Here is a 22,110-nt window from a genome sequence, read left to right on the forward strand (position 1 = left end):
AACCCAATCAAATAGTACGGAAGCCCGCGGCAATGGTGTTGCCGACGTTCAATCCAATCTTTATTTTGTCCAGCCCGACCACTTGTGTGGCCTGTTTCAGGCCACGCTTGATTCCTGCCGGCAAAGGAGCCAGCCGCATCCAGTAGCTGAGGGCATAGCGATTGACGAACGGGCTCACGGAAATATTGCCAAAACCGCAACGCTGCATCAGTTCCCGAATGCTGGTTTGGGAAAAAAGCTGCATGTGCTCGATGTCGATGATCGGCGAGCGTTTTCCCATCGCCCGATTGACGAAACTTCGGTAATCGTGGGTGACGGTCACGAAGGCTCCGCCCGGGCGTAACAGCCTTGCTGCGGACTGAGCGGTTGCCATGGGATCCTGAACATGATCCATGGTCATGAAGCAGCAGATCAGGTCAAAGGATGCCGGTTCGAAATCGTCTTCCTGGAAGATGCCTTCTCGCAACCACCCGCGGCGGTGTTCCGGCGCGGCATTGATCGCGGCGGACGATGGTTCGACACCGATCAATTCCGAGAAGCCCCGATTTTTCAGCAGATCAAGCAGCACGCCGGTGCCCGAGCCGATCTCCAGTACGCTGTCGCGACGTGCAAGCCGATCAAGAATGGGGCCCATGGCTTTGATGTAGGCTTGAGCAGCATCCGCCGCTTCCTCCGAACTATCGTAGTCGGCCACATGGTAGGCCTGGGCCAACTCTTCCTGGGCGGGTGGGCTGCTGACGTAGACCAGATCGCAGACAGGGCATTGCACCAGCTGATGGCACATATATTCCGGCTCTTTTCTGGAGGCATAGCTGAAGCCCGAGATCCGACTTTCGTCAATGTCTTCCTTCTGGAAGATCCTGGCTTCGCTTGAGGATGCGCCGCAAATCGGGCAGTCGCGAGAATTGGACATCAAGATGGCTCCGTCGCCGAGGTGGAGGGCACAGTGGGATTGAATGGCTTGCGCGCCGTCAATGCATAGCCAAGTGGATCTATACGTGAGCCTAGCCTTAGAGCCATAGATACGTGCGCCGCAAAAAGGAACAGCAGCCAGCAGGGAAAGATGAGGAGAGCTGTCAGCCACGTGAATGGCATCCAACGTTTGCTAGTGGGCAGGACAAGATTCTTAAACACACAGAGGATCTTGTTGAAGATCACGGCGTAGTCATTGCCACGCTCGGTAATCTCGACTTCCGTCATGCCCAGTTCATGCAAAAGCATTGCGAGCGCTTCCGGCGTGAAGCGGAAGTAGTCGTGCGGAATATGGTGTCTGCGCGCGGACCAGGGCACGGTCATCAGCAGTTGTCCGCCAGGGGTCAGGCAGCGATGAATCTGCGCCAGCAGCATACGGGTGTCGGGAACGTGCTCGAGCACCTCGATGCAAAGCACGTTGGAAAACGTGCAGTCGCCGAACGGAAATTCACCGCCCGGGTAGTGCACGATGTCCGCGTTCTGCTGCATATTGAATTCGGCGGCTTTGTCCACATCCAGCCCGACGTACCCCACCTCTGGGGGCAGATAGCTTTTCCAGGGGGCATTGCCCGCACCCACGTCCAGCACATTGCCCGTCAACTTTATGAGCTTGGGCCGCAGGAAATCGACGATTGTCTTGAGTTGAAGATCAAAAATGCATCGCAAGCGGAAGATGAGCGGATGAGAGGCAGGCGGGGAGACCGGAATCGGCTTCATCTCTTCCTTGTCCTGCAGGTAAGAATTGATTTTCTGTCGCATGATGTGGGGGCGCAACGAATTCTAAGGTGCAGGCTTTGGCACGTAATGGATCGCGGAATAGCTGCCAAAGTCCAGGGACTCGTCCCGGTTGTACACGGTGTCGTAGTCCGACAGCCATTGGTCCAGTCCGGGAAGCTGTTTGTCGGCGACGAGCCAGCCGGAGCGGTTCAATGTTTTGGCCGTGGCTGCCAGGAATTCACGCCGTTTGTCGGAGGGAATGAAATATAAGTTGGCCGGGCCGTGAATCGCACTCCAGGCTGCAGGCGGTGATACGCCCTCGATGTCCATCGAGCTGTCCAGGACGGTGATCGGATCGGACGAGCGAGCTTTGATGGCTTGAATTGCCCGGCCCGCGTCTGCCGGGTCTCCTACGTTTCCACCGGGGAGCCGGTGCCGCAGTTTCTGCTGGGTTTCAGGGTTACTGAAGGTCACGGCGGGGAGCAACAGGGAAGGACCTGCCGTGAAAAAATGTCCGGTGCTGATGGACGCTTGCCAGCCAGTCCATCCGAAGGTAGGAGTCCACGCCACAATCGCGGAGACCATAACGGCCGCAATTCGAGTCAGATTGCCTTGCTGGGATGCGTGGGCAACATACATCAGGCTCAGCATGACAAGCGGCAGGATGTTCAGGATGTTGTTGTCATGGCTGCGGCCCAGGAAGTACGTGAACGAGCCGTACGACAACAGCAGAATGACCAATCCGCAGCGCAGGGAAGGGGTATCGCCGGTTCGCTTCCATGAGGATGTCAGCGTGATGATTGTCAGGATGACGGCGGCTACGAAATACCAGACGTTGCCGCGTGGATCGATAGGCAGTGGGCCGGGCGGGTTGATCGCGTAGGCAAGGAAGGCATACAGCGTGGGCCCGTCGCCGTAAACCAGCCGCAAAGACCCGTAGAAAATGGCTACCAGCACTGCCGCGATTACCGCCAGTGTCAGTGCATTGACTATTGCAGTCTGCAGCCGCTTGGCGAAGGGGCCATGGGCTCGGCGCATGAACAGGTAGTACGGCCACCAAATCAGCGTCACGTAAAAGGCTGATTCTGGTGACCAGATGGCGCCGATTGCCCACAGCAAATGGCCCGCAACGCGCTTGGCTCGGCTTGATTCGATGACCGGTACGACGCAAAGATACAGTGCCAGCACGATCGCCGGCAGGAAGCGCAGGCCGGCTACAGAAGGCGTGGTTAAAGGCGATGCTGCTGCGGGAGGGTATGCGGTCCAGAAAAAACATGCGATCAGGCATATCGCCAACACGGCAATTCGCGAAAGCCAGTGCGGGGACGTAACGAGTAAGGCGATTGTCCCGATGCCGACTGCCCAAAGCAGCGTCACGACGCCGACAATCGCATACATGGCCGACCAGCAGTCGTTGCCGCAGTTGGCGGCAATCAACGAGGTAGGGCCAAAACCGTACTGGAGCGGAATATCGTGCAGGACCTTTGCTCCGGCTTGCATCAACTCAGCGGGGCCGATGTATGCGCCCCAGTGATGCCAGAGAGTCATCAGGGCAGCATCTTCCTGCAAAACGCCCGACGAGAAGCTAAAAAAACCGGCAACGATCGTATAGCCTGCAATCCACACGAGCAAATTGTGGCGCGTACGCAGGTCGTCGCCTGGATCTGCAGGCTTGGTATGCAGGAAAACCAGTGTCACAAGCCAGGTGCAGCCTGCCCAGGCCAGTAGCTCCATCGTCGAGACTTTTAGAACGCCTTCGGGGCGACGCCACCAGACGAGCAGTGCAGCGATACACAGTGCTAGGAAGGTCGGCAGGATCGTGGAGGGCTCGATCCGTTTCTTGTCGAACGCGAGCAGGCATGCAACTACCGCCATCGCCACAGAAGGCGCTGGCGATAACAAATGGCTGTAGGTCACGAGAAGCAGGATGGGGAACAGCCAGATGAGATCTGCTGGCGACCACCGGGTTTGGCGGTGGATTGCGGCGTAGGCCAAGCGTTGGCTTGCCTCGGGTTTTCCTTGCAGCGCTGGCCACGCAGCAATCAAAAATCCGAGCAGAACATAAACGAGCATTACGTACGGCTTGTCCTGCATTCATTCATCCTGAATCATGTGAGCGGCGAAGGTAGCGTGTCTCGCTGTATCAAGAACGCCGGTGGTCAGGCCGGTAAATCCTTGCCGTCGGGCAGCAATTCCGTGGTCTGGCCGTTGCGTATCAGGGCAGAACGGATCAGGCGTGGGCGTCCTTTCACCTCCGCCATGATCTTGGCGACGTATTCTCCGACCAGGCCTATTGCAAACAGGTTTAACGATCCAAACCCAAGGGTGGCCAGCAGCAGTGTGGTGGCGCCGCGAGGTGCCAGTTCAGGGAAGAAAACGCGCAGAAATATGGCGACCAGGGCCAGCAAGGCAGAAGCGCCAAGCAGGACAATGCCCGCTGCGGTCAGCATGGTCAGCGGGGTATTGCTGAACGAGAAAATACCCTTCTTGGCCCAGTCCAGATTCTTGACAAAACTGTTGGTGGAGACGCCGAACATGCGCTCCGGACGAACGTAGTCGACGCCTGTCTGCTTGAATCCCACATAAGCGCGCAAACCGCGCATGAACAGGTCACGCTCTCCGCACTTGAGCATCCAACCGACTACGCGGCTATCTATCAGCGAGAAATCGCCCGCATCAAGCGGAATTTTCACGTAGCTGAACGCAGCGAATACCCGATAGAACAGTTTGTAGAGCAGCCCCCAATGCCAGGGCATGTCTCGCTTGACCCGACGGCCATAGACGACGTCATTGCCCTCTTCCCATTTCGCATGGAATTGCTCGATCAATTCGGGAGGGTCCTGGAGGTCGCCATCAAGCAGAACGACGCCTTGTTTGGTCGAGAGCTCCATTCCGCTACGGAACGCCATTTGCGATCCGAAGTTCCTTGAATGCGAGATACCGATGACGCGGCTGTCCTTGGTGCTGATCTCGCGGATGACCTCGGCGCTATTGTCCGGGCTGCCGTCGTTAACGAAGATGATCTCGTAGTCGATGCCGATCTTCTGGAATGTCGCCGTCAGCCGTTGATACATTATCGGGATGGCTTGTGCATCCTTGTAGCAGGCGATGATGGCGGACAGACTCCGCTTGGCGTTGGCGCTATTCTTCTTCGTGACGGCACTGAATTGGGCATCGCTCAGGCTGCTTACCCATTGTGCTGTGAGGCGCAAGCCAGTAGGCAGGTCATACGACGGTTCCCAGCCAAGTTGCTCGCGGGCGCGGGCGGGGTTGGAATACCAATCGGCCAGATCCCATGCACGGCCCTGCATCTGCCCATATTGGGGCGCCTCTTCGATACCGAACGTGTCGCGGGCGATCTCGGCAAGATCCGCAATTGTGGTTTTGGTGCCGGATCCAATATTGAAGCTCTGGCCATACAGGTCAGGCTGCATTTTGGTCGCTGCCATGATGAAGGCGCTGCAGACATCGTCGACGTAGAGAAAATCACGCGAGGTGGTCGGGTCCACAAATGGCGGCAATTTGCCGTCCAAGGCTTTGCGTACCAAGTTCGGGATCAACCGCGATGAGTCCTCAAGTGGGCCGTAGATGGCATACAGCCTGAGATTCACGGCGGGAAAGCCACGCTTGCCCATGTACTCCAGATATGAGGCGGCGGCCACTTTGGAAACGGCATAGTGGCTGTTGGGCTCGCATCGGTCCGATTCCACCGGTGCCGTGCAATTCGAACCATACTCGGACGAACTTCCCGCATGGATGTACGCCGAAATGGATGTGCTGTTCAGCAAGCCAACCAGATTCACCAGCGATTGGAAGTTGGTTTGGTAAATCAGCGCCGGATCTTCTTCGAATGAATAGGCGCCGTAAGAGGCACAGTCGAAAACTGTGGCCGGTCCAAGCGTATCCACCAGATTCTTGGTGGCGGCGGAATCATTCAGGTCCACTGCCACAATATTGGCATCGTCGACGTCTGCCAGGCGCCAGCCTTTTTCTCGTCGTACGCAGGCAAAGACGTCCTGCCGGTTCGCCAGCAGCAGCTTGAACAGATTCGCACCGATGAAGCCGGATGCGCCGGTGACTAGGATCGGTCCCTTGAGGGCCTTGATATGCGTAATCGCGTTCATGGGAAATGCTTCAGTGGCCGGGGGCGACTTTGGTCAAGAGACTGGCGGAATCTAGGCCAGATTGCGTTCGCAGGAAGTGCTGCGAGCCATAGGTGGCGTAATGATGTGCCTTCGCGAAAAGGTGATGAAACGCGCCCGGATCGATCCCCTGTCCCAACAGGTGCAAGGCCAGTTCCGATCCCAGGCTACCCCGGCGCACATGCTCTTCAGCGACACAGACGCCCCGACCGCTGGCGAGCTGTTCGAGCAGCGCTGGCGGTGGCTCGTTCTTGTCCAACGGAAGTTCAGTCACGACCCACAGGTTGGGGCGTAGCGCGTCCGGCAACGTTTGCAGCGCTGCCAGGTAAGTGCCCACTAAGGGGCCCACGACGATGACGGTCATGCCATGACCGGCCAATAGTTGGCGCCACGGCGCATAGGCGGGAACCGAAAAGCCGGGTGGGGGTTCACCACGACCCAGTCGGATATAGGCTGGGTCGGCGCTGGCCGCAGCCTGGTTCAGGGTTCCATCGATATCCTCGTCGAAAGCCGGAATGAATGCTCGCAAATGCGGCAGCGTCAGCAGGATGCCGTAGTCTTCGATTGCGTGGTGGGTCGGACCCATGACGCCATAGCCGTAGCCGCCGCCATTGCCGATCAATTTGACCGGTAGATGATGGAATGCCACGTCATTACGAATTTGTTCGAAGGGCCGTGCGTAGCAGAACGGTGCAATGCTGTAGGCCCAGGCCTCCAGTCCTTCGCGCGCCATGGTGGCGGCGACGGAGACCATGTTTTGTTCCGCGACCCCGGCATTGATGAAGCGCGTACCGAGCGCTTGCTGCAACGGTTCCAGGGCCATGAATCCCAGATCGCCTGTCAGGAAAACCATATCTGGATTCGCGGCACGCGCGACTAATGCGTCGCAGAGTTGTTTTCTCATTGTGACTCCAGCTCAAGCAAGGCCTGACGATACTGATCTTCCTTGAGCGGAAGATAATGCCATTCCATCCGGTCTTCCATGAACCGGACGCCGCGCCCCTTTATCGTGTCCATGATCACGACCTTACATTTGTCGGAAGACTGGTCCAGCACGGTCCGTAGCGCGGCTAGATCGTGTCCGTTGACACGTCGGACGTCGAGGTCGAAGCCTGCGATCTTTTCGCTCAGCGGCGACATGGATGCCACTTCAGAGGTTCGCCCGAAACCTTGCAGGTTGTTGTGATCTACCAGGACCGTTAGGTTGTTCAGGCGATGGTGGGCGGCGAAGATGGCCGCTTCCCAGGTGGAGCCTTCCTGCCATTCTCCGTCCGAGGTCAGACAGAATACATGTCCGGCCTGTCCCTTGATTTTCAGTGCCTGCGCGGTGCCTGCCGCGAGCGATAGGCCATGGCCTAGGCTGCCCGTGGCAAAACGGATGTCGGCAATGCCGGAGGCGGGAGGGTGGCCTGCAAGCAGCGTATTGTCTTTGTGGAACTGCCTGAGTGCATCGTCTGACAGACGTCCAAGGCTCCATAGTGCAATATAGAGCGCGCCGGCAGAATGCCCTTTGGACAGAATGAACCTGTCGATGTCCGACAGATATTCATGCTGTACCAGCAACAGCGCGTCTAGGCAGGACATATTCCCGCCAATGTGACCTACCCCGCTTTCGAAATGCATTTGGAGCAATCGTTTTCGGGCTCGTTGAATTTCCGCTTCCGATATAGGCATGCCTGTCCTTCAAAAACACAGTGCGTGCGGACTTTTGTCCGTTCGCGGTTGTCCTTCTTTTCCATGAGTGCATTAATCCGCTATCGGGCAGTTTGTAATCCGAATGCGATCGCAATGTGGGCTGTCGCTCAGCGAAAAGATGGCTCTTAGCTGGTGTGAGTTGCCTGACTGTTCCGATGCCGGTTACCACATCGTCAATCAGTTGATGTCGGTTCCGTATTGTCGCCTGCGCCGTAATGACTCCGCGTCAGCCGCTTTCGTGGCAGTCATGTAACAAAGAGTCCTTTTTCCGGGCTTCGGTCGAGCTTTCAACATTGCGATTGCGTTCGCAGGATCGTAGCCTTGGCGAAATGTAGCAATGTACTGTTTTAAGTTGACGATTGCACCCAATTCGATCGGTGCCGCATGGCCGGGACGAGGTCGGGCCGGGGTGTGTTCACGAAGCGCTTCATGGTCGCGGTACGGGATGATGAGGCGTGTTGCCTTGCACCGCAAAAAAGCAGGCGCAAAAAAACCCCCGCACCTACGTGCGGGGGTTTTTTCTGCGGCAACCTTGCAAGGTAAAGGTTGTCCTGCGAATCTTGGCTCCCCGAGCTGGGCTCGAACCAGCGACCTGCGGATTAACAGTCCGTCGCTCTACCGACTGAGCTATCGGGGAACAGGTAGAGGGGGCGAATTATGCACAAATTTCGCGGGGAATGCAAAACGGCCCGGATGACCGCAGGGGTTATGACGGTTGGGCGTCAGGGCGATCCCTTATCATGGCAACCAGAAGGTTCGCGACCTCTCACGTTTTTTCCGGATTTCATACATGTCTTCGTTCGACATCCAATTGTTGCTTACCGCCCTGGTAAGCGTGCTGGTGCTGGTCGCACTCATTGTCTCGCGCATCCGCATGCATCCGCTGCTGGCGCTGCTGATCGTGTCCATCGGCGTCGGTTTCGCCACCGGCATGGAGCCCACCGCCATCGTCAAGAACCTGACCGACGGCGCGGGCAAGACTCTGGGCGCGGTGGGCGTGGTGATCGCGCTGGGCGCCATGCTCGGCAAGATCCTGGCGGATTCGGGCACCACCGAGCGGCTGGCCAATGCGATCCTGGCCCGCACCTCGCCGCGCCTGATTCCGTGGACCATGACGCTGGTGGCGTTCATCATCGGCATCCCGATGTTCTTCGAAGTGGGCCTGGTGGTGATGCTGCCGCTGATCTTCAGCGTGGCCCGCAAGCTGGAAGGCCAGGAACGCTTCAAGGGCTCGGCCTACGTGTACGTGGGCGTGCCGGTGATCTCGGCCCTGGCCGCCATGCACGGCATGGTGCCGCCCCATCCTGGCCCGCTGACGGCGATCGCGAGCCTGAAGACCACGGTCGGGCCGACCATGATCTACGGTTTTCTCGCGGCCCTGCCCGCCATGATCCTGGGCGGCCCGCTGTACGGCGCCTTCATCGCCCCGCGCATGACGACCCGCCCGGACGAAGCGCTGCTCGAGCAATTCACCGCCGTCCGCGCGGCCGATGCCGGCCATTCGGTGCCCGGCGTCGGCCTGGGCGTGCTGGCGGCCCTGCTGCCGGCGCTGCTGATGCTGCTGCACGCGGTGGCCGAGATGCTGTTGCCCAAGGCCTCGCCCCTGATGCACGTGGCGGCCTTCCTGGGCAATCCGCTGGTGGCCATGCTGCTGGGCGTGCTGTTCGCGGCCGTGGCGCTGGTGCTGGCGCGGGGCGGCGACGCCGAGAAACTGCGCGACGCGCTCGGCAAGAGCCTCAAGCCCATTGCCGGCATCATGCTGATCATCGCCGGCGGCGGCGCCTTCCAGCAGGTGCTGACCAGCGCCAAGGTCGGCGACGCCATCGTCCACCTGACCCACCAGTTCGCATTTCCGCCGCTGGTGCTGGGCTGGCTGATCGCCATGCTGCTGTCGGTGTCCACCGGCTCGGCCACCGTCGGCATCGTCGGCGCGGCGGGCCTGCTCGCGCCGCTGGCCGGCGCCGATCCCTCGCTAAACCTGCCGCTGCTGGCGCTGTCGATCGGCTGCGGTTCGCTGTTCTTCAACTACGCCAATCACGCCGGTTTCTGGATGGTGAAGGAATCGTTCGGCATGACCATGGGCGAGGCCACCAAGACGATCTCGGTGGTGCAGTCCATCGTGTCGGTGGCCGGCCTGGTCATGGTGCTGTTGTTCAACATGCTGCCGGCGCTGGGGTGAGCCGCGGCACGGGCGCGCCGGAATGCGGCCGCTGCCTGTGTGCAAGGAAACGCAAAAAAACGGCCGAATGGCCGTTTTTTTTTGTCGGCTGCACGCCGGAGCTCCATCAGACAACGCGCAAGCGCGGGAAAATCAGGTCTTCGATAGCAACAGCCGGATGCCGGCATAGGCGAAGGCCGCAGACAGAATGCCCTCTATCCAGCGCCGTGATCTCTGGTAGGCCCGCACCATCAGCGGCGTGGAAAACACCACCGCGTATCCACCGAACACGAAAAGGCCGAGCACGGCGCAACCCATGACGATGGCGGGGAACGTATAGGAGGGCGAGTCGGCGCGCAGGCCGAGCGACATGATGGCAATCCAGGCCAGCACGGCCTTCGGGTTGGTCAGGTGCAACAGCACGCCGCGGCGATAGAGTTGCCATGCGTTCGCGGTCGCGCCGCCAGCCTCGGGCGCAGGGCGCCGCGGGGCGAGCGCCGAGCGGGCCGCCTTGCAGGCTAGATAGAGCAGATACAGGCCGCCGGCGACCTTGATGATGAACAGGGCTTCGGCATAGCTCGCCAGGATCGCCGAAACGCCCGTTGCCGCGAGGACCGCCCAGAACAGGCTGCCCGTCGTGACGCCAAGCGCCAGGGCCAGCGCCGATGCCCGGCCCAGGCTCATTGCCACGCCCATGATGGCCATGTTGCTCGGCCCGGGACTCGCCGTGGCGATCAGATAGGTCGCGTAAACCAGCAGCAGCTGGTACAGGTGTTCGGGCGCCATTGGCATCAGGGATTCACCCTGCCGGTAGTTGACGTCTCGCCGTCCTGGACGATAATCGCCTCGATAGACGAGGTGGATCTTGTTGCCGTCGGGGTCGCGCAGGTAGGCGCCATAGTAGCCGTTGCCATAGTGGGGGCGCGGGCCCGGAGCCCCCTCGTCCACGCCTCCCGCGGCAAGCCCGAGGGCATGCGCGTGCCTCACCGCCTGCTCGTCGGGGGCGAGGAACGCCACCATGCTGCCGTTACCCGCGGAGCAGGGCTTTCCATCAAACGGCGCGTAGGCGTAGAACCGAGGCAGCGTGGCGCCGGGAACCACCCAGCAGAGCGATGCCGGCCCGCCGTCGGGTGTGACCTGCCGTTGGCGCAGGCCAAGCGGTGCGAGGATCGCATCGTAGAAAACCGAGGCGCGGGCCAGATCGCTGACGCCGACCGTGATGTGACTGAACATGGATCTGCATTTCCCAAATCAAGTGCTTCACAGGCAAGCGATCCTCGCTGCCATGGCCTATCGTGTTACCGCGGCGTTCGGCCCTGTGCGCGGGACCGGGACAAGTATAGCCACGCCGGACTGGCCGGATGGCCGGACTTTCATCGAATCGATCATTTACCGGTGGCACGGCACGCGACGCAATCGCGTGATTGGCGAACTGGGACGTTCGGCCTGACCTTGTGCGCTGAGGGAGGATCCCGGGGGATGCTGATGGTGCCGGTGAAAGGAATCGAACCCTCGACCTTCTCATTACAAGTGAGCTGCTCTACCAACTGAGCTACACCGGCACGGCGCGCCCGGGGGCACGCGCAGGGACTGCATTGTAATGAAAAAAGGAGATTCTTTCCGGCTCCTGGCGCGCATGCAGGACGGGTGCGGGATCGTCATGCCTGCCGGGTAGCCGTGGCGCAGCGCCGCCTGGCTTCCCAGCCGTGCAGGCGTTCGGCGCGCAGGGCGCGCCACAATTCGTCCGAGCAGAAATAGCCGCTGATGCCGCTGTGCGCAGAGGCCGGCCTGACACCGAATTGGCGCGGCAGCCGCCAGAAGCAGCGGTTCGCGATGGCGGCCTGGTCCAGCACCAGCGGCGTGCCCTTGAGGAACGAGAAGCCGGCGCTGATTTCGTAGCCGGCCCGGCCCATGCCCTTGGAGAATTCGGTCTTTTCGATGATCACGGCGTCGACGCGGGGCGGGCACAGCAGCAGGTGGTAGGTGCGGAAGGGCCGGCTCTTGCGGCCCGGGAGCATGGTTTCGACGTCGATCGGCAGGAAGCGATGCGTATCGGGCTCCAGCGTTTCCATCAGGTGGCGCACCCTCGCGCTGACCACGAACGGCCCGTCTTCCCAACCCAGGATCGCGGGCGCGCGGCTGGCGCCGCGCAGCGTGAGGCGGATCTGTCGCGGGACCTGCGCCAGATCGTCTTCGGACAGGCCGTCGAAGAGGCACAGCTTGGCGAGCAATTGGCGGTCGATTTGCGGGACGAATTGCGTCGACGGGCCGCCGGCGGGGGGCATTCCGATCAGGTACGGCATGGGTCTGTGGCGGCTCCTGGCGGGCCGGGCGGTGTGTTGCGCGGGGACAGCGGGCCCGGGTTCAGGCGTATGAGACCGGACTACCGCGATATTTGCAAATGATACGCACTATCGTTCCAGGTTTCAAAGCCAGCGCGTCGGGTCCGCTCCGACCCGGATCCGCGGCCGCGAGGCGGCTATGGCGCGGGGTTGGCCGCGAGCCAGTCGCGGGCCGGGCCATGGCCGCGCTCGGCCGCCGCCTGCATCAACTGGCGCCCCATGGCGGCATCCTGCGGCACGCCCCAGCCCCGCAGATACAGCTCGGCCAGGTTGCCGAGCGCCTGCGGGTTGCCCTGCCGGGCGGATAGTTCATACCAGCGGGCCGCCTCGGCGTAGTCGCGGGGCACGCCAAGCCCCGCGGCGTAGATATGGCCCAGGTAGAGTTTGCCGAGATCGTCGTTGCCGTCGGCGGCCTGCCGGTATAGCCGCGCCGCCTCGGCGTAGTCCTGGGGCACGCCCTGCCCGGTGCGATACAGGTCGCCCAGTCCCACATAGGCCTGCGTACCGCCCTGCGCTGCCGCCAACCGGTACAGGCGCAGTGCCTCGGCGTCGTCCTGGCGCACGCCCCAGCCGCGCGCGTAGAGCACGGCAAGATTGGTCTGGGCGTTCATGTGGCCCTGCTCGGCGGCAAGGCGATACAGGCTCGCCGCCGCGGCCGGATCCTGTGGGACGCCGCGCCCTTCGATATGGAGATCGCCCAGGTTGGCCTGGCCCGCGCTGCTGCCACGATCGGCGGCGTAACGGAACAGCCGGGCGGCCTCGGCATCGTCGCGCGCCGCGCCCATGCCGTGCAGCGTGAGCAGACCCAGTCCGACATGGGCGGGAACGTCACCCTGCGCGACGGCCCGCCGGAACCACCCTGCCGCTTGCGGCAGGTCTTGCGCCAGACCGGCCACGAGGCTGTGTTCGCTGGCGTAGATGAAACCAAGCAGCGCCTGGGCCCGGGCATTGCCCGATTCCGCCAGCGCGCGATAGTCGGCCAGTGGCGCCGCGTTGGCCAGCCGGGCCAGCATGTCGTTGTGCATGGCCACCCATTGCGCGTCCGTCACGGCGTCGAGCGCGGCCCGCGCCGTGGCGCTGTCCGCGGCGTTGGCGGCGGGCACCGGCCGCGGGGAGGCCTGCGCCATGACGGCGGGAGGAAGGCCTCCCGCCAGCGCCACGCAAAGCCACGCGGTCGGGAGGTGTCTCATCGTTCTCTCCGATCAGGGCGGACATCGAAAACGGACGGAAATGCCTGTCGCGCCCCGCCGTCCGCCCGGCTGGGCGAGGACGATGAGGGACGAAGAAACGCCCCTCGGGAGGGGCGTGCAAGATCGGCCAGGTGGCGCCGGCGCGACTGGCCGGAGCGGTGCGCGGGGATGGCCTGTCGGTTCAAGAGAGCCCGGTCCCCGCGCGGCGCGTCATTTGACGATTGTCAGGCGCGGGCGCTTGGGCTCGTCGTCGCCGCCATCGTCACCCGGCGCGGTGTCCGCGTCGGCTTCGGTCGTGGCGAGGTCGGACGCGCCCGGCGTACCCGGGGCCGGCGGTTCGTAGGGCTGCACTTCGAAGCCCATGCCGGCGCCGGTTTCGCGCGCATAGATGGCGCTGACGGCGCCCACCGGCACGTAGACGTTTTCGGTCACGCCGCTGAAGCGGGCCTGGAATTCGATGAATTCGTTGCCCAGCACCAGGCGGTTGGTGGCCAGCGTGCCCACGTTCAGGGTGATCTGGCCGTCGCGCACGTGGGCGACGGGCACCATGGTGTGCTCGTCGACCTGCACGGTGATGTACGGCGTGTAGCCGTTATCGGTGCACCATTCGTGCAGCGCGCGGATCAGATACGGTTTGGTCGAAGTTTCACCCATCACGCAACAACCTTAGCGACGCATCACTTTTTCCGAAGGCGTCAGCGCTTCGATGTAGGCCGGGCGCGAGAAGATGCGTTCGGCGTACTTTTGCAGCGGAGCCGCGTTCTTGGGCAGTTCGATGCCGTAGTGGTCCAGGCGCCACAGCAGCGGGGCCACGGCCACGTCGAGCATGGAGAATTCCTCGCCCAGCATGTACTTGTTCTTGAGCAGCATCGGGGCCAGCTGGGCCAGGCGGTCGCGGATGTTCTGGCGGGCGTTGGCCAGCTTCTTCTCGTCGGGCTTGGCGCTGCGGTCTTCCAGCGTCGAGACGTGGACGAACAGCTCTTTCTCGAAGTTGTACAGGAACAGGCGGGTGCGCGCGCGCATGACCGGGTCGGCCGGCATGAGCTGCGGGTGCGGGAAGCGCTCGTCGATGTACTCGTTGATGATGTTCGACTCGTACAGGACCAGGTCGCGCTCGACCAGAATGGGCACTTGACCGTACGGATTCATCACCGAGATGTCTTCGGGCTTGTTGTACAGGTCGATGTCGCGGATCTCGAAATCCATGCCCTTTTCGAACAACACGAAGCGGCAGCGTTGCGAAAACGGACACGTGGTTCCGGAATAGAGCACCATCATGGCGAAAAATCCTTTATGAAAAACGAAAGGCCAGCGCCCTAATCTAGCAGGCGCTGGCCCCGATTGCCAGGCGGGGGGTAGGCATACAGCCCTAACCCGCCATTATCCACCCTGGAGAAAATGGGGGCGGATAAGCCTGGCGGGGCGTTGCGGTTAGCGCACGTGTTTCCAGTAAGAGGCGTTCAGGCGCCACATCACCAGGAAGAACAAGAGCAGGAACAACATGACACCGACGCCCAGCTGGACGCGGAAAGTCTGGACGGGCTCGGCCATCCAGGACATGAACGCGGTCAGGTCGGCGACGTCGTTGTCGTATGTTGCGGTTTGGGCCGGGTTGGCGGCCTTGAATTTGGCCTCGAAGGTGGCATGGCCGTGGTAGCTGGCTACCGGCTCGGCCTTGACCGTGGCAAAACCTTGCGCATCGTACACCGTCGTGACCCGTTCCCACGACTTCGGCGCGCCGTCCTTGCCTTCGACCTCGTGCATCGCCACCGTGGTCAGCTCGCGCGGACCCTGCCGTTCCCACAGCGCGTGCGGCATGCCGACGGCCGGGAACACCAGGTTGTTCCAGCCCGTGGCACGCGAGGTGTCGCGGTAGAACGTGCGCAGGTAGGTGTAGATGTAGTCGGAACCCGAGGGGCCGGCGTTGACGGATTTGGCGCGCGCGATCACGGACAGGTCCGGGGGCGTGGTGCCAAACCACTTCTTGGCGTCCTTGGGCGTCATGGCGACATTCATCATGTCGCCGACCTTCTCGCCGGTGAACAGCAGGCTTTCCTTGATTTGCTGGTCGGTCAGGCCAATGTCCTTGAGCTTGTTGTAGCGCATCGACGATGCGCTGTGACAGTTCAGGCAGTAGTTGACGAACAGCTTGGCGCCGTTTTGCAGCGACGCCATGTCGTTGACGCGGTAAGGCGCCTTGTCCAGCGGATAGCCGCCCTCGGCGGCGAACGTGGCGGTACACGTGAGCAGCATCAACGCCACGGCACCAATCAGCTTCTTGATCATGGTCAGTCCGTTATTTTCGTGGGGCTCAGTGGGCGTGGAACGTCACGCGGTCAGGCACTTTCTTGAAAGTGCCCAGGCGGCTCCAGACCGGCATCAGGAAGAAGAATGCCAGGTACAGCAGCGTGCCGATCTGCGACGTGATGTTCAACGGCGGACTGGGCGGCTGCGTACCGATGTAGCCGAGCACCAGGAAGTTGACCATGAAGATGCCGTAGATCCACTTGTGCCAGGTGGGGCGGTAGCGGATCGACTTGACCGGGGAATGGTCCAGCCACGGCAGGAAGAACAGGATGACCACGGTGCCGCCCATGGCGACCACGCCCCAGAACTTGGCGTCGATCACGCGCAGCAGCACGGCCACGACGATCAGGATGCCGGGCACGGCGATGCGCATGAAGCCCTTCAGGTTGCTCTTGACGAGCAGCGCGATGGCGCCCAGCACCGAAGCGCCGGCCAGCACCCACGTGAACTCGTCGGTGGTGGCGCGCAGCATCGAGTAGAACGGCGTGAAGTACCAGACCGGGGCGATGTGCGGCGGCGTCTTGAGCGAGTCGGCCGGGATGAAGTTGTTGAACTCCAGGAAGTACCCGCCCATTTCCGGCGCGAAGAACACGATGAAGGCGAACACCAGCAGGAAGCCCGCGACGCCGACCAGGTCGTGCACCGTGTAGAACGGATGGAACGGAATGCCGTCCTTCGGGCGACCGTACTTGTCCTTCGGGCCTTCCTTGATCTCGATGCCGTCCGGGTTGTTCGAGCCGACTTCGTGCAGCGCCACCAGGTGGGCCGCCACCAGGCCCACCAGCACCAGCGGAATGGCGATGACGTGGAAGGCGAAGAAGCGGTTCAGCGTGGCGTCGGAGACGACGTAGTCGCCGCGGATCCAGATCGACAGCTCGGGGCCGATGAACGGGATGGCCGCGAACAGGTTCACGATCACCTGTGCGCCCCAGTAGGACATCTGGCCCCACGGCAGGAGGTAGCCGAAGAATGCTTCGGCCATCAGACAGAGGAAGATCGCGACGCCGAAGATCCAGACCAGTTCACGCGGCTTGCGGTACGAGCCGTAGAGCAGGCCGCGCAGCATGTGCAGGTAGACGACGACGAAGAACATCGAGGCGCCGGTCGAGTGCATGTAGCGCACCAGCCAGCCCCACGGGACTTCGCGCATGATGTATTCGACGGATTGGAACGCGCGTTCGGCGTCCGGCTTGTAGTGCATGACCAGGAAGATGCCGGTCACGATCTGCAGCACCAGCACCAACAGCGCCAGTGAGCCGAAGAAATACCAGAAGTTGAAGTTTTTCGGTGCGTAGTATTCGGACAGATGCGCTTTCCAGGTGGAGGTCACCGGGAAGCGCCGATCCAGCCAGCCCAACAGGCCTGTCGTCTCGACGGTTTTCTCGCCAGCCATGTAACGGCTCCTTCTCTAATACGTGGCGTATTTGTTTTACTTACGTAATTCGGGAAAAAAGCGCGACGCGAGCGTCAGGCCTTGTTGTCTTCATCGACGCCCACGATGATGCGGGAGTCGGTGAGATACTGGTACGGCGGGACTTCGAGATTATCGGGAGCGGGCTTGTTCTTGTAGACCCGGCCTGCCAGGTCGAACGTGGAGCCATGGCACGGACAGAGGAATCCGCCTTGCCAGGAGGCGCCCATGCCGCCACCGCCGCCTGTTTCGAAGTGCGAGGTGGGCGAGCAGCCCAGATGGGTACAGATGCCAACACAGACGAAGATCTCGGGCTTGCGCGAGCGACCTTCGTTTTCTGCGTATTTGGGAGTGAAGCCGGGGCGTTTGGATTGAGGGTCCGCCAGGAGCGCGTCCTGGGTCTTGAGGCCGGCGATCTGTTCAGGAGACCGGTGGATGATCCAGACCGGCTTGCCACGCCATTCCACGGTTTTCATGGTGCCGACCGGAATATCGCCGATGTCGACTTCGACGGGGGCGCCGGCCGCGCGGGCTTTTTCAGAAGGGGAAAACGTGCTCACAAGCGGTATTGCCGTTGCGACACCTGCTACGCCACCCACAGCACAGGCGGTGGTTACCCAGAAACGTCGCGAAGGATCGGGCGGCAGATTTGGATCAACCGCACCGTCATCATCATGCACCAGCGTATCCTGACTCATCTTCCTATCCTTGTTGATGCGCCCGCTCTACGAGTAGCATCACTTCTGCGGCATCGGCTTCGCGGGAATATGTAACAACATAGCAACCGCGTATTATAGCGCCAGCCTACTGGTGGGCGTATCACGAAGGGAGTGCTTTTATGAGCAAAGCGACTGGTTTCGTCAAAGAATTCCGAGATTTCGCTGTCAAAGGCAATGCGGTTGATTTGGCGGTTGGTGTGATCATCGGCGCGGCATTCGGGAAGATTGTCGACTCGCTGGTCAAGGATATCGTCATGCCGCTGGTGAACTTCGTGCTTGGCGGATCCGTCGATTTTTCGAACAAGTTCCTGGTGCTGTCGATGCCGGCCGGTTACAACGGGCCGATGACGTATGCCGATCTGACCAAGGCGGGGGCCAACGTTTTCGCCTGGGGGAACTTCGTCACGATCATCATCAACTTCGTGTTGCTGGCGTTTGTGATCTTCTGGATGGTGAAGGCGATCTACAAGGCGCGCACCAAGGCCGAGGAAGCGCCGGCCCCGGCCGCTCCGGCCGCGACGCCCGAGGATGTGGCGTTGTTGCGCGAGATTCGGGATTTGCTGAAGAAGCAGCCTTGAGGTGAATGGAAGAGCGCCCTGCGGGGCGCTTTTTTATTGGTTCAGTGGGGTTGTTTGCTTGCGGGGGGGGCTTCGTAGGCCGCCCGGCGCGGGTGGTCGCGGGCGGGGCGCGCCTGCGATTGCGGTCCGGAGCGTTCGCTCCGGACTGCCCCGAGGTCAACCTCGTTGCCGCCTGTCGGCGGCTGCCTTCGGCTTCCGCCGGGCGCATCTGACGGCGCGCCCCGCCCGCGACCACCCGCGCCGGGCTACCGGTTTCGAGGTTTCATGCGCTGCTGGACCGAGGGGCATGGGAGAGGCTTGGGTTGCCCGCCAAAACCGGCTGCGCGGGCAGCCGGTTTTGGCATACGTGCTTCTGGGGAGCGAGGGGGTGTACGCTGCGCGCTGGCGGTGGGTGTTGTGGGTGGCCGCCGTGGGCGTTCAGGCGTCGCGCGTCGGCGGGCAAGGGTTCGCCCGGGATCAGTGTTGCGGCCATGCCCTGTTTTCTGCCGTCACACCGGGTTGTCCAGGTCCACGAATTCGACCTTGATGCCGAAGCGTTCGGCCACGGCCTGGCCCAGGGCCTGGACGCCGTAGCGTTCGGTGGCGTGGTGGCCGGCGCCGAGGAAGGCGACGCCGGTTTCCTGCGCCAGGTGGAAGGTGGATTCGGAGGCTTCGCCGGTGATGTAGGCGGTGGCGCCGGCGTCAATGGCGTCGGCGAGCATGCCCTGGGCGCCGCCGGTGCACCAGGCGATGCGGGCGACGGGCTGGTCGGGGTTGCCGACGACCAGGGGCTGACGGCCCAGGCGTTGCTGGATGCGGGCGGCGAGTTGGCCGAGCGTGGCGAGGTCGGGGGCGGCGCCGAGCCAGACCAGGTTGTCGGGGCCACAGGTGCGCGGGGCGCCGTCGTCGCGGCGTTCGGGTTCGAGGCCGAGGACGCGGGCCAGCTGGGCGTTGTTGCCCAGGGTGGGATGGGCGTCCAGGGGCAGGTGGTAGGCGAAAAGGTTGAGGTCATTTTTCAGCGCCAGCGCCATGCGGGTGCGGCGTGTGCCGATGACGCGGCGGTCCTCGTTGCGCCACATCCAGCCGTGGTGGACCAGCACCGCGTCGGCGCCGCGTTCGACGGCGATGCGCAACAGCGCTTCGCTGGCGGTGACACCGGTGATAATGTGTCCGACTTCGGATCGGCCTTCCACCTGCAGCCCGTTGGGGCAGTAGTCCTTGAAACGGGCGGCTTGCAGGGTGTCGTCCAGCCAGGCGGCCAGGACGTGGGAGTCCACTTTACTCATTGCTAGTCCTATCAGAAACATGCGCCGATATTGGCTGATCTTCGCTCAGGCCGTCACGGTCTGCCTGGCTATTCTATTCGTCGTCACCACCTTGCGGCCGGATCTGCTGCGGCTGGTCGGGCCGGACGCCGCGCCGGCGGCGACGCCGCAGGCGGTCCTGGCCCCCGCCAGGCCGCTGGCGGGGGCGGTGTCCTATGCCGATGGCGTGGCGCGCGCCGCGCCGTCGGTAGTCAACGTCTACACCACCAAGCACGTGGATGTGCCGCTGGTGCCGCTGCCGGACGATCCGATCCTGCGCCAGCTGTTCGGCCAGGTGCCGGGCGTGAGCCGGCGGCAGGCCAGCACCAGCCTGGGCTCGGGCGTGGTGGTCAATCATGATGGCTACGTGCTGACCAATTATCACGTGGTGCAAGCCGCGGATGCCATCGAGGTGGTGCTGGCGGATGGGCGCAAGGACTCGGCCAAGGTGGTGGGGGCGGACCCGGACACCGACCTGGCGGTGCTGAAACTGGCGACGCTGCGCAACCTGCCGGCGGCCACGCTGGCGCCGGACCGCGGCCTGCGGGTGGGCGATGTGGTGCTGGCCATCGGCAATCCATTCGGCGTGGGGCAGACCACCACGCAGGGGATCGTGTCGGCGCTGGGCCGCAACGGGCTGGGCCTGAATACGTACGAGAACTTCATCCAGACCGATGCCGCGATCAATCCAGGCAATTCGGGCGGCGCGCTGGTGGACGCGCAGGGCAACCTGGTGGGCATCAACACGGCCATCTATTCCGAGTCGGGCGGCTCGATGGGCATCGGTTTCGCCACGCCGATCGACATCGCGCGCAAGGTAATGGACGAGATCGTCAAGACCGGCGGCGTCAAGCGCGGCTGGCTGGGGGTGGAGCCGCAGGACCTGACGCCGGAGCTGGCGCGCGCCTTCCAGATGGACCGCGAAGCCCGCGGCGTGATCATCGCCGGCGTGCTGCGCGACGGGCCCGCCGCCAAGGGCGGCCTGCGGGTTGGCGACATCGTGCAGACGGTGAATGGCAAACCGATGATGGATACTTCCGGGCTGCTGGCCGCGATCGCGCAGTTGACGCCGGGCCAGCGCGCGACGCTGGGCGTGCTGCGTGGCGGCAAGGTGACCGAGGTGACGGTGATGGTGGGAACGCGGCCGGGGCTGCCGCGCTAACGGCGCTGCCGCGCTACGGGACCGCAGGGCTTCGGGATAGCAGGGCTTCGGGATAGCAGGGCTAACGGGACTGCCGAGACGGCCCGGGACGGCGTGGCCGGCATGGAGTGTCGAGCACCAGGCGCACGACCTGCAGCACGCGCTTGCGGGTGGTTTCGGGCTGGTGCCGCAGCAGCGCGCAGATTTCGGCGCAATAGGCATCGGTTCGTTCTTCTTCGCGCGGCTCGGGCATGGCGGCGGCCTGCGCCACCATGCCATCGGCCAGCCAGGGGATCTGCGTATCCAGCGCCCGCGCCAGCCGTTGCAGCGTGGCGCGGGTGGGCGCGTAGTGTTCATCGCGGGTGAGGATGCGGTGGATGCAGGACTGCGGCACGCCGGAGATGCGGGCAAGCTGGTTCTGGCTTTTGATGCCGCGCCACCGCATCAGGGTGCGCAGGCGTAGGGCGAGCGACATGGCTGCAATGTAAGTTTGCAGTCGCCACCGGACAAGCGGAAACGGTCCGTTAATGCAATGACAACGGGGCCCGCAAGGGGCCCCGTCAGGGTCGGCAGCGAGGGATCAGTGGCGCTCGGTCAGCGAGCCGTCGTTCACGGCTTCGTCGGCGCCCGGCTTGGGCGTGACCATGCGCGCGCAGATCAGTCCCAGCTCGTACAGCAGGCACAGCGGCACCGCCAGCATGAACTGGCTGACCACGTCGGGCGGCGTCACCACCGCGGCGATGATGAAGGCGCCGACCACCACGTAGCCGCGCGCGCTCTTGAGCTTGGACAGTTCCACCACGCCCATGCGCACCAGCAGCACCACGGCCACTGGCACCTCGAAGGTGATGCCGAACGCCATGAACATGGTCATGACGAAGCTCAGGTAGGCCTCGATGTCCGGCGCCGGCGTGATCGATTGCGGCGCGAAGGTGGCGATGAAGTGGAAGACCGTGCGGAACACCACGAAATAGCAGAACGCCATGCCCGCTATGAACAGCAGCGTGCTGGAGATGATGAGCGGCAGCGCCAGGCGCTTCTCGTGCTTGTACAGGCCGGGCGCGACGAAGGCCCAGGCCTGGTACAGCACCACCGGCAACGCGACGATGAAGGCGGCCATCATGGTGACCTTGACCGGCACCATGAAGGGCGTGATGACGCCGGTGGCGATCATGCGGGTGCCTTGCGGCAACGAGGCCAGCATGGGCTGGGCCAGCACGTCATAGATGGCGGACGCGCCGGGGTAGATGAACAGGATGATGAACACCGCCACCACCGCGCCGACGGCGCGCAGCAGGCGGGTGCGCAGTTCGACCAGGTGGGAGATGAAGCTTTCCTGCTGGCCGTCTTCTTGGGAGGCGTCCTGGGTCACGTTGTCGTTCCGGAGGGCGTGGCGGGCTTGTTGGCCGGCGGGGTCTCGCTGGCGGCCGGGGCGCCGGGCGCCGGCGCCGGTTG

At 62.8% G+C, this 22,110-nt stretch carries 21 protein-coding genes, 2 tRNA genes and 1 pseudogene; 4 read left to right on the forward strand and 20 right to left on the reverse strand.

Translation table 11 applies throughout. The annotated features are described in order from the left end of the window. Nucleotides 1–7 precede the first annotated feature (7 nt). From AruCF_RS00825 to AruCF_RS00855, 7 genes are all read right to left on the reverse strand, one after another. Complete coding sequence (locus AruCF_RS00825; protein ID WP_254431162.1) at nt 8–913, reverse strand: class I SAM-dependent methyltransferase; 906 nt, start codon at nt 911–913, stop codon at nt 8–10. Beyond that, nucleotides 913–1,731, reverse strand: coding sequence for a class I SAM-dependent methyltransferase (locus AruCF_RS00830; protein WP_049070531.1), 819 nt, complete (start codon nt 1,729–1,731; stop codon nt 913–915). The genes AruCF_RS00825 and AruCF_RS00830 overlap by 1 nt, the downstream gene beginning before the upstream one ends. A 21-nt stretch (nt 1,732–1,752) precedes the next feature. Next, nucleotides 1,753–3,783: a hypothetical protein gene (locus tag AruCF_RS00835; RefSeq protein ID WP_049070534.1), complete on the reverse strand. Its 2,031-nt coding sequence runs from the start codon at nt 3,781–3,783 to the stop codon at nt 1,753–1,755. 65 nt (nt 3,784–3,848) lie between these two features. Beyond that, on the reverse strand, nt 3,849–5,813 hold the full coding sequence (locus AruCF_RS00840) for an NAD-dependent epimerase/dehydratase family protein (protein ID WP_049070535.1): 1,965 nt from the start codon (nt 5,811–5,813) through the stop codon (nt 3,849–3,851). A gap of 10 nt (nt 5,814–5,823) precedes the next feature. Further along, on the reverse strand, nt 5,824–6,735 hold the full coding sequence (locus AruCF_RS00845) for a transketolase family protein (protein ID WP_083036492.1): 912 nt from the start codon (nt 6,733–6,735) through the stop codon (nt 5,824–5,826). After that, entirely contained in the window at nt 6,732–7,454 is a 723-nt protein-coding gene (locus AruCF_RS00850; protein ID WP_080977289.1) for a transketolase, read from the reverse strand. Before AruCF_RS00850 ends, AruCF_RS00845 begins: the two co-directional genes overlap by 4 nt. 633 nt (nt 7,455–8,087) lie before the next feature. Continuing rightward, nucleotides 8,088–8,163, reverse strand: a tRNA-Asn gene (locus AruCF_RS00855). 153 nt (nt 8,164–8,316) lie between these two features. Between AruCF_RS00855 and AruCF_RS00860 the strand changes: the two genes are divergently transcribed. Beyond that, the gene (locus AruCF_RS00860) at nt 8,317–9,705 is read left to right on the forward strand and encodes a GntP family permease (protein WP_049070542.1); all 1,389 of its coding nucleotides are present in this window, start codon (nt 8,317–8,319) and stop codon (nt 9,703–9,705) included. A 132-nt stretch (nt 9,706–9,837) separates the two neighbouring features. Here the strand turns inward: AruCF_RS00860 and AruCF_RS00865 are convergent, their stop codons facing one another. Together AruCF_RS00865 and AruCF_RS00870 are read right to left on the reverse strand one after the other, a co-directional pair. Further along, nucleotides 9,838–10,476: a LysE family translocator gene (locus tag AruCF_RS00865; protein ID WP_049077368.1), complete on the reverse strand. Its 639-nt coding sequence runs from the start codon at nt 10,474–10,476 to the stop codon at nt 9,838–9,840. Nucleotides 10,477–10,530: 54 nt separating this feature from the next. Next, a pseudogene (locus tag AruCF_RS00870) lies at nt 10,531–10,917 on the reverse strand (VOC family protein); the annotation flags it as partial. Between AruCF_RS00870 and AruCF_RS28965 the strand changes: the two are divergent. Next, the gene (locus AruCF_RS28965) at nt 10,916–11,134 is read left to right on the forward strand and encodes a hypothetical protein (RefSeq protein ID WP_144419065.1); all 219 of its coding nucleotides are present in this window, start codon (nt 10,916–10,918) and stop codon (nt 11,132–11,134) included. The pseudogene AruCF_RS00870 and the gene AruCF_RS28965 overlap by 2 nt on opposite strands. Nucleotides 11,135–11,170: 36 nt before the next feature. Here AruCF_RS28965 and AruCF_RS00875 read toward each other — a convergent pair. From AruCF_RS00875 to petA, 8 genes are all read right to left on the reverse strand, one after another. Next, a tRNA-Thr gene (locus tag AruCF_RS00875) sits at nt 11,171–11,246 on the reverse strand. A 96-nt stretch (nt 11,247–11,342) separates the two neighbouring features. Continuing rightward, nucleotides 11,343–11,987 (reverse strand): imm11 family protein, encoded by a 645-nt coding sequence (locus AruCF_RS00880; protein WP_049070543.1) that lies wholly within the window; start codon nt 11,985–11,987, stop codon nt 11,343–11,345. Between the two features lie 176 nt (nt 11,988–12,163). Continuing rightward, nucleotides 12,164–13,216, reverse strand: coding sequence for a tetratricopeptide repeat protein (locus tag AruCF_RS00885; protein WP_080977290.1), 1,053 nt, complete (start codon nt 13,214–13,216; stop codon nt 12,164–12,166). Between the two features lie 210 nt (nt 13,217–13,426). Further along, a complete protein-coding gene (locus tag AruCF_RS00890) occupies nt 13,427–13,870 on the reverse strand; it encodes a ClpXP protease specificity-enhancing factor (protein ID WP_049070547.1) in 444 nt (147 codons plus the stop codon). A 12-nt stretch (nt 13,871–13,882) separates the two neighbouring features. After that, a complete protein-coding gene (locus tag AruCF_RS00895; RefSeq protein WP_006388039.1) occupies nt 13,883–14,494 on the reverse strand; it encodes a glutathione S-transferase N-terminal domain-containing protein in 612 nt (203 codons plus the stop codon). 153 nt (nt 14,495–14,647) lie between these two features. Beyond that, on the reverse strand, nt 14,648–15,502 hold the full coding sequence (locus tag AruCF_RS00900) for a cytochrome c1 (RefSeq protein ID WP_049070548.1): 855 nt from the start codon (nt 15,500–15,502) through the stop codon (nt 14,648–14,650). 25 nt (nt 15,503–15,527) lie between these two features. Further along, on the reverse strand, nt 15,528–16,916 hold the full coding sequence (locus AruCF_RS00905) for a cytochrome b (RefSeq protein ID WP_049070550.1): 1,389 nt from the start codon (nt 16,914–16,916) through the stop codon (nt 15,528–15,530). 74 nt (nt 16,917–16,990) lie between these two features. After that, nucleotides 16,991–17,632: a ubiquinol-cytochrome c reductase iron-sulfur subunit gene (gene petA / locus AruCF_RS00910; RefSeq protein WP_006388042.1), complete on the reverse strand. Its 642-nt coding sequence runs from the start codon at nt 17,630–17,632 to the stop codon at nt 16,991–16,993. Nucleotides 17,633–17,772: 140 nt separating this feature from the next. Here petA and mscL point away from each other — a divergent pair, with 140 nt between their 5' ends. After that, entirely contained in the window at nt 17,773–18,231 is a 459-nt protein-coding gene (mscL, locus tag AruCF_RS00915) for a large conductance mechanosensitive channel protein MscL (protein ID WP_020925624.1), read from the forward strand. 488 nt (nt 18,232–18,719) lie between these two features. Here the strand turns inward: mscL and AruCF_RS00920 are convergent, their stop codons facing one another. Beyond that, nucleotides 18,720–19,496 (reverse strand): Nif3-like dinuclear metal center hexameric protein, encoded by a 777-nt coding sequence (locus AruCF_RS00920; protein ID WP_049070551.1) that lies wholly within the window; start codon nt 19,494–19,496, stop codon nt 18,720–18,722. Nucleotides 19,497–19,515: 19 nt separating this feature from the next. On the opposite strand from AruCF_RS00920, the gene AruCF_RS00925 reads away from it, so the two are divergent. Beyond that, nucleotides 19,516–20,676 carry a trypsin-like peptidase domain-containing protein gene (locus AruCF_RS00925; RefSeq protein WP_083036494.1) on the forward strand — a complete coding sequence of 387 codons (1,161 nt, stop codon included), beginning with the start codon at nt 19,516–19,518 and terminating at the stop codon, nt 20,674–20,676. Nucleotides 20,677–20,737: 61 nt separating this feature from the next. Here the strand turns inward: AruCF_RS00925 and AruCF_RS00930 are convergent, their stop codons facing one another. After that, nucleotides 20,738–21,130 carry a helix-turn-helix domain-containing protein gene (locus AruCF_RS00930; protein ID WP_049070555.1) on the reverse strand — a complete coding sequence of 131 codons (393 nt, stop codon included), beginning with the start codon at nt 21,128–21,130 and terminating at the stop codon, nt 20,738–20,740. 105 nt (nt 21,131–21,235) lie between these two features. Next, nucleotides 21,236–22,027 carry a twin-arginine translocase subunit TatC gene (gene tatC / locus AruCF_RS00935; RefSeq protein ID WP_049070557.1) on the reverse strand — a complete coding sequence of 264 codons (792 nt, stop codon included), beginning with the start codon at nt 22,025–22,027 and terminating at the stop codon, nt 21,236–21,238. Between the last annotated feature and the right edge of the window lie 83 nt (nt 22,028–22,110).

The sequence above is a fragment of the Achromobacter ruhlandii genome, from assembly GCF_002082135.1.
Taxonomy (GTDB): domain Bacteria; phylum Pseudomonadota; class Gammaproteobacteria; order Burkholderiales; family Burkholderiaceae_B; genus Achromobacter; species Achromobacter ruhlandii.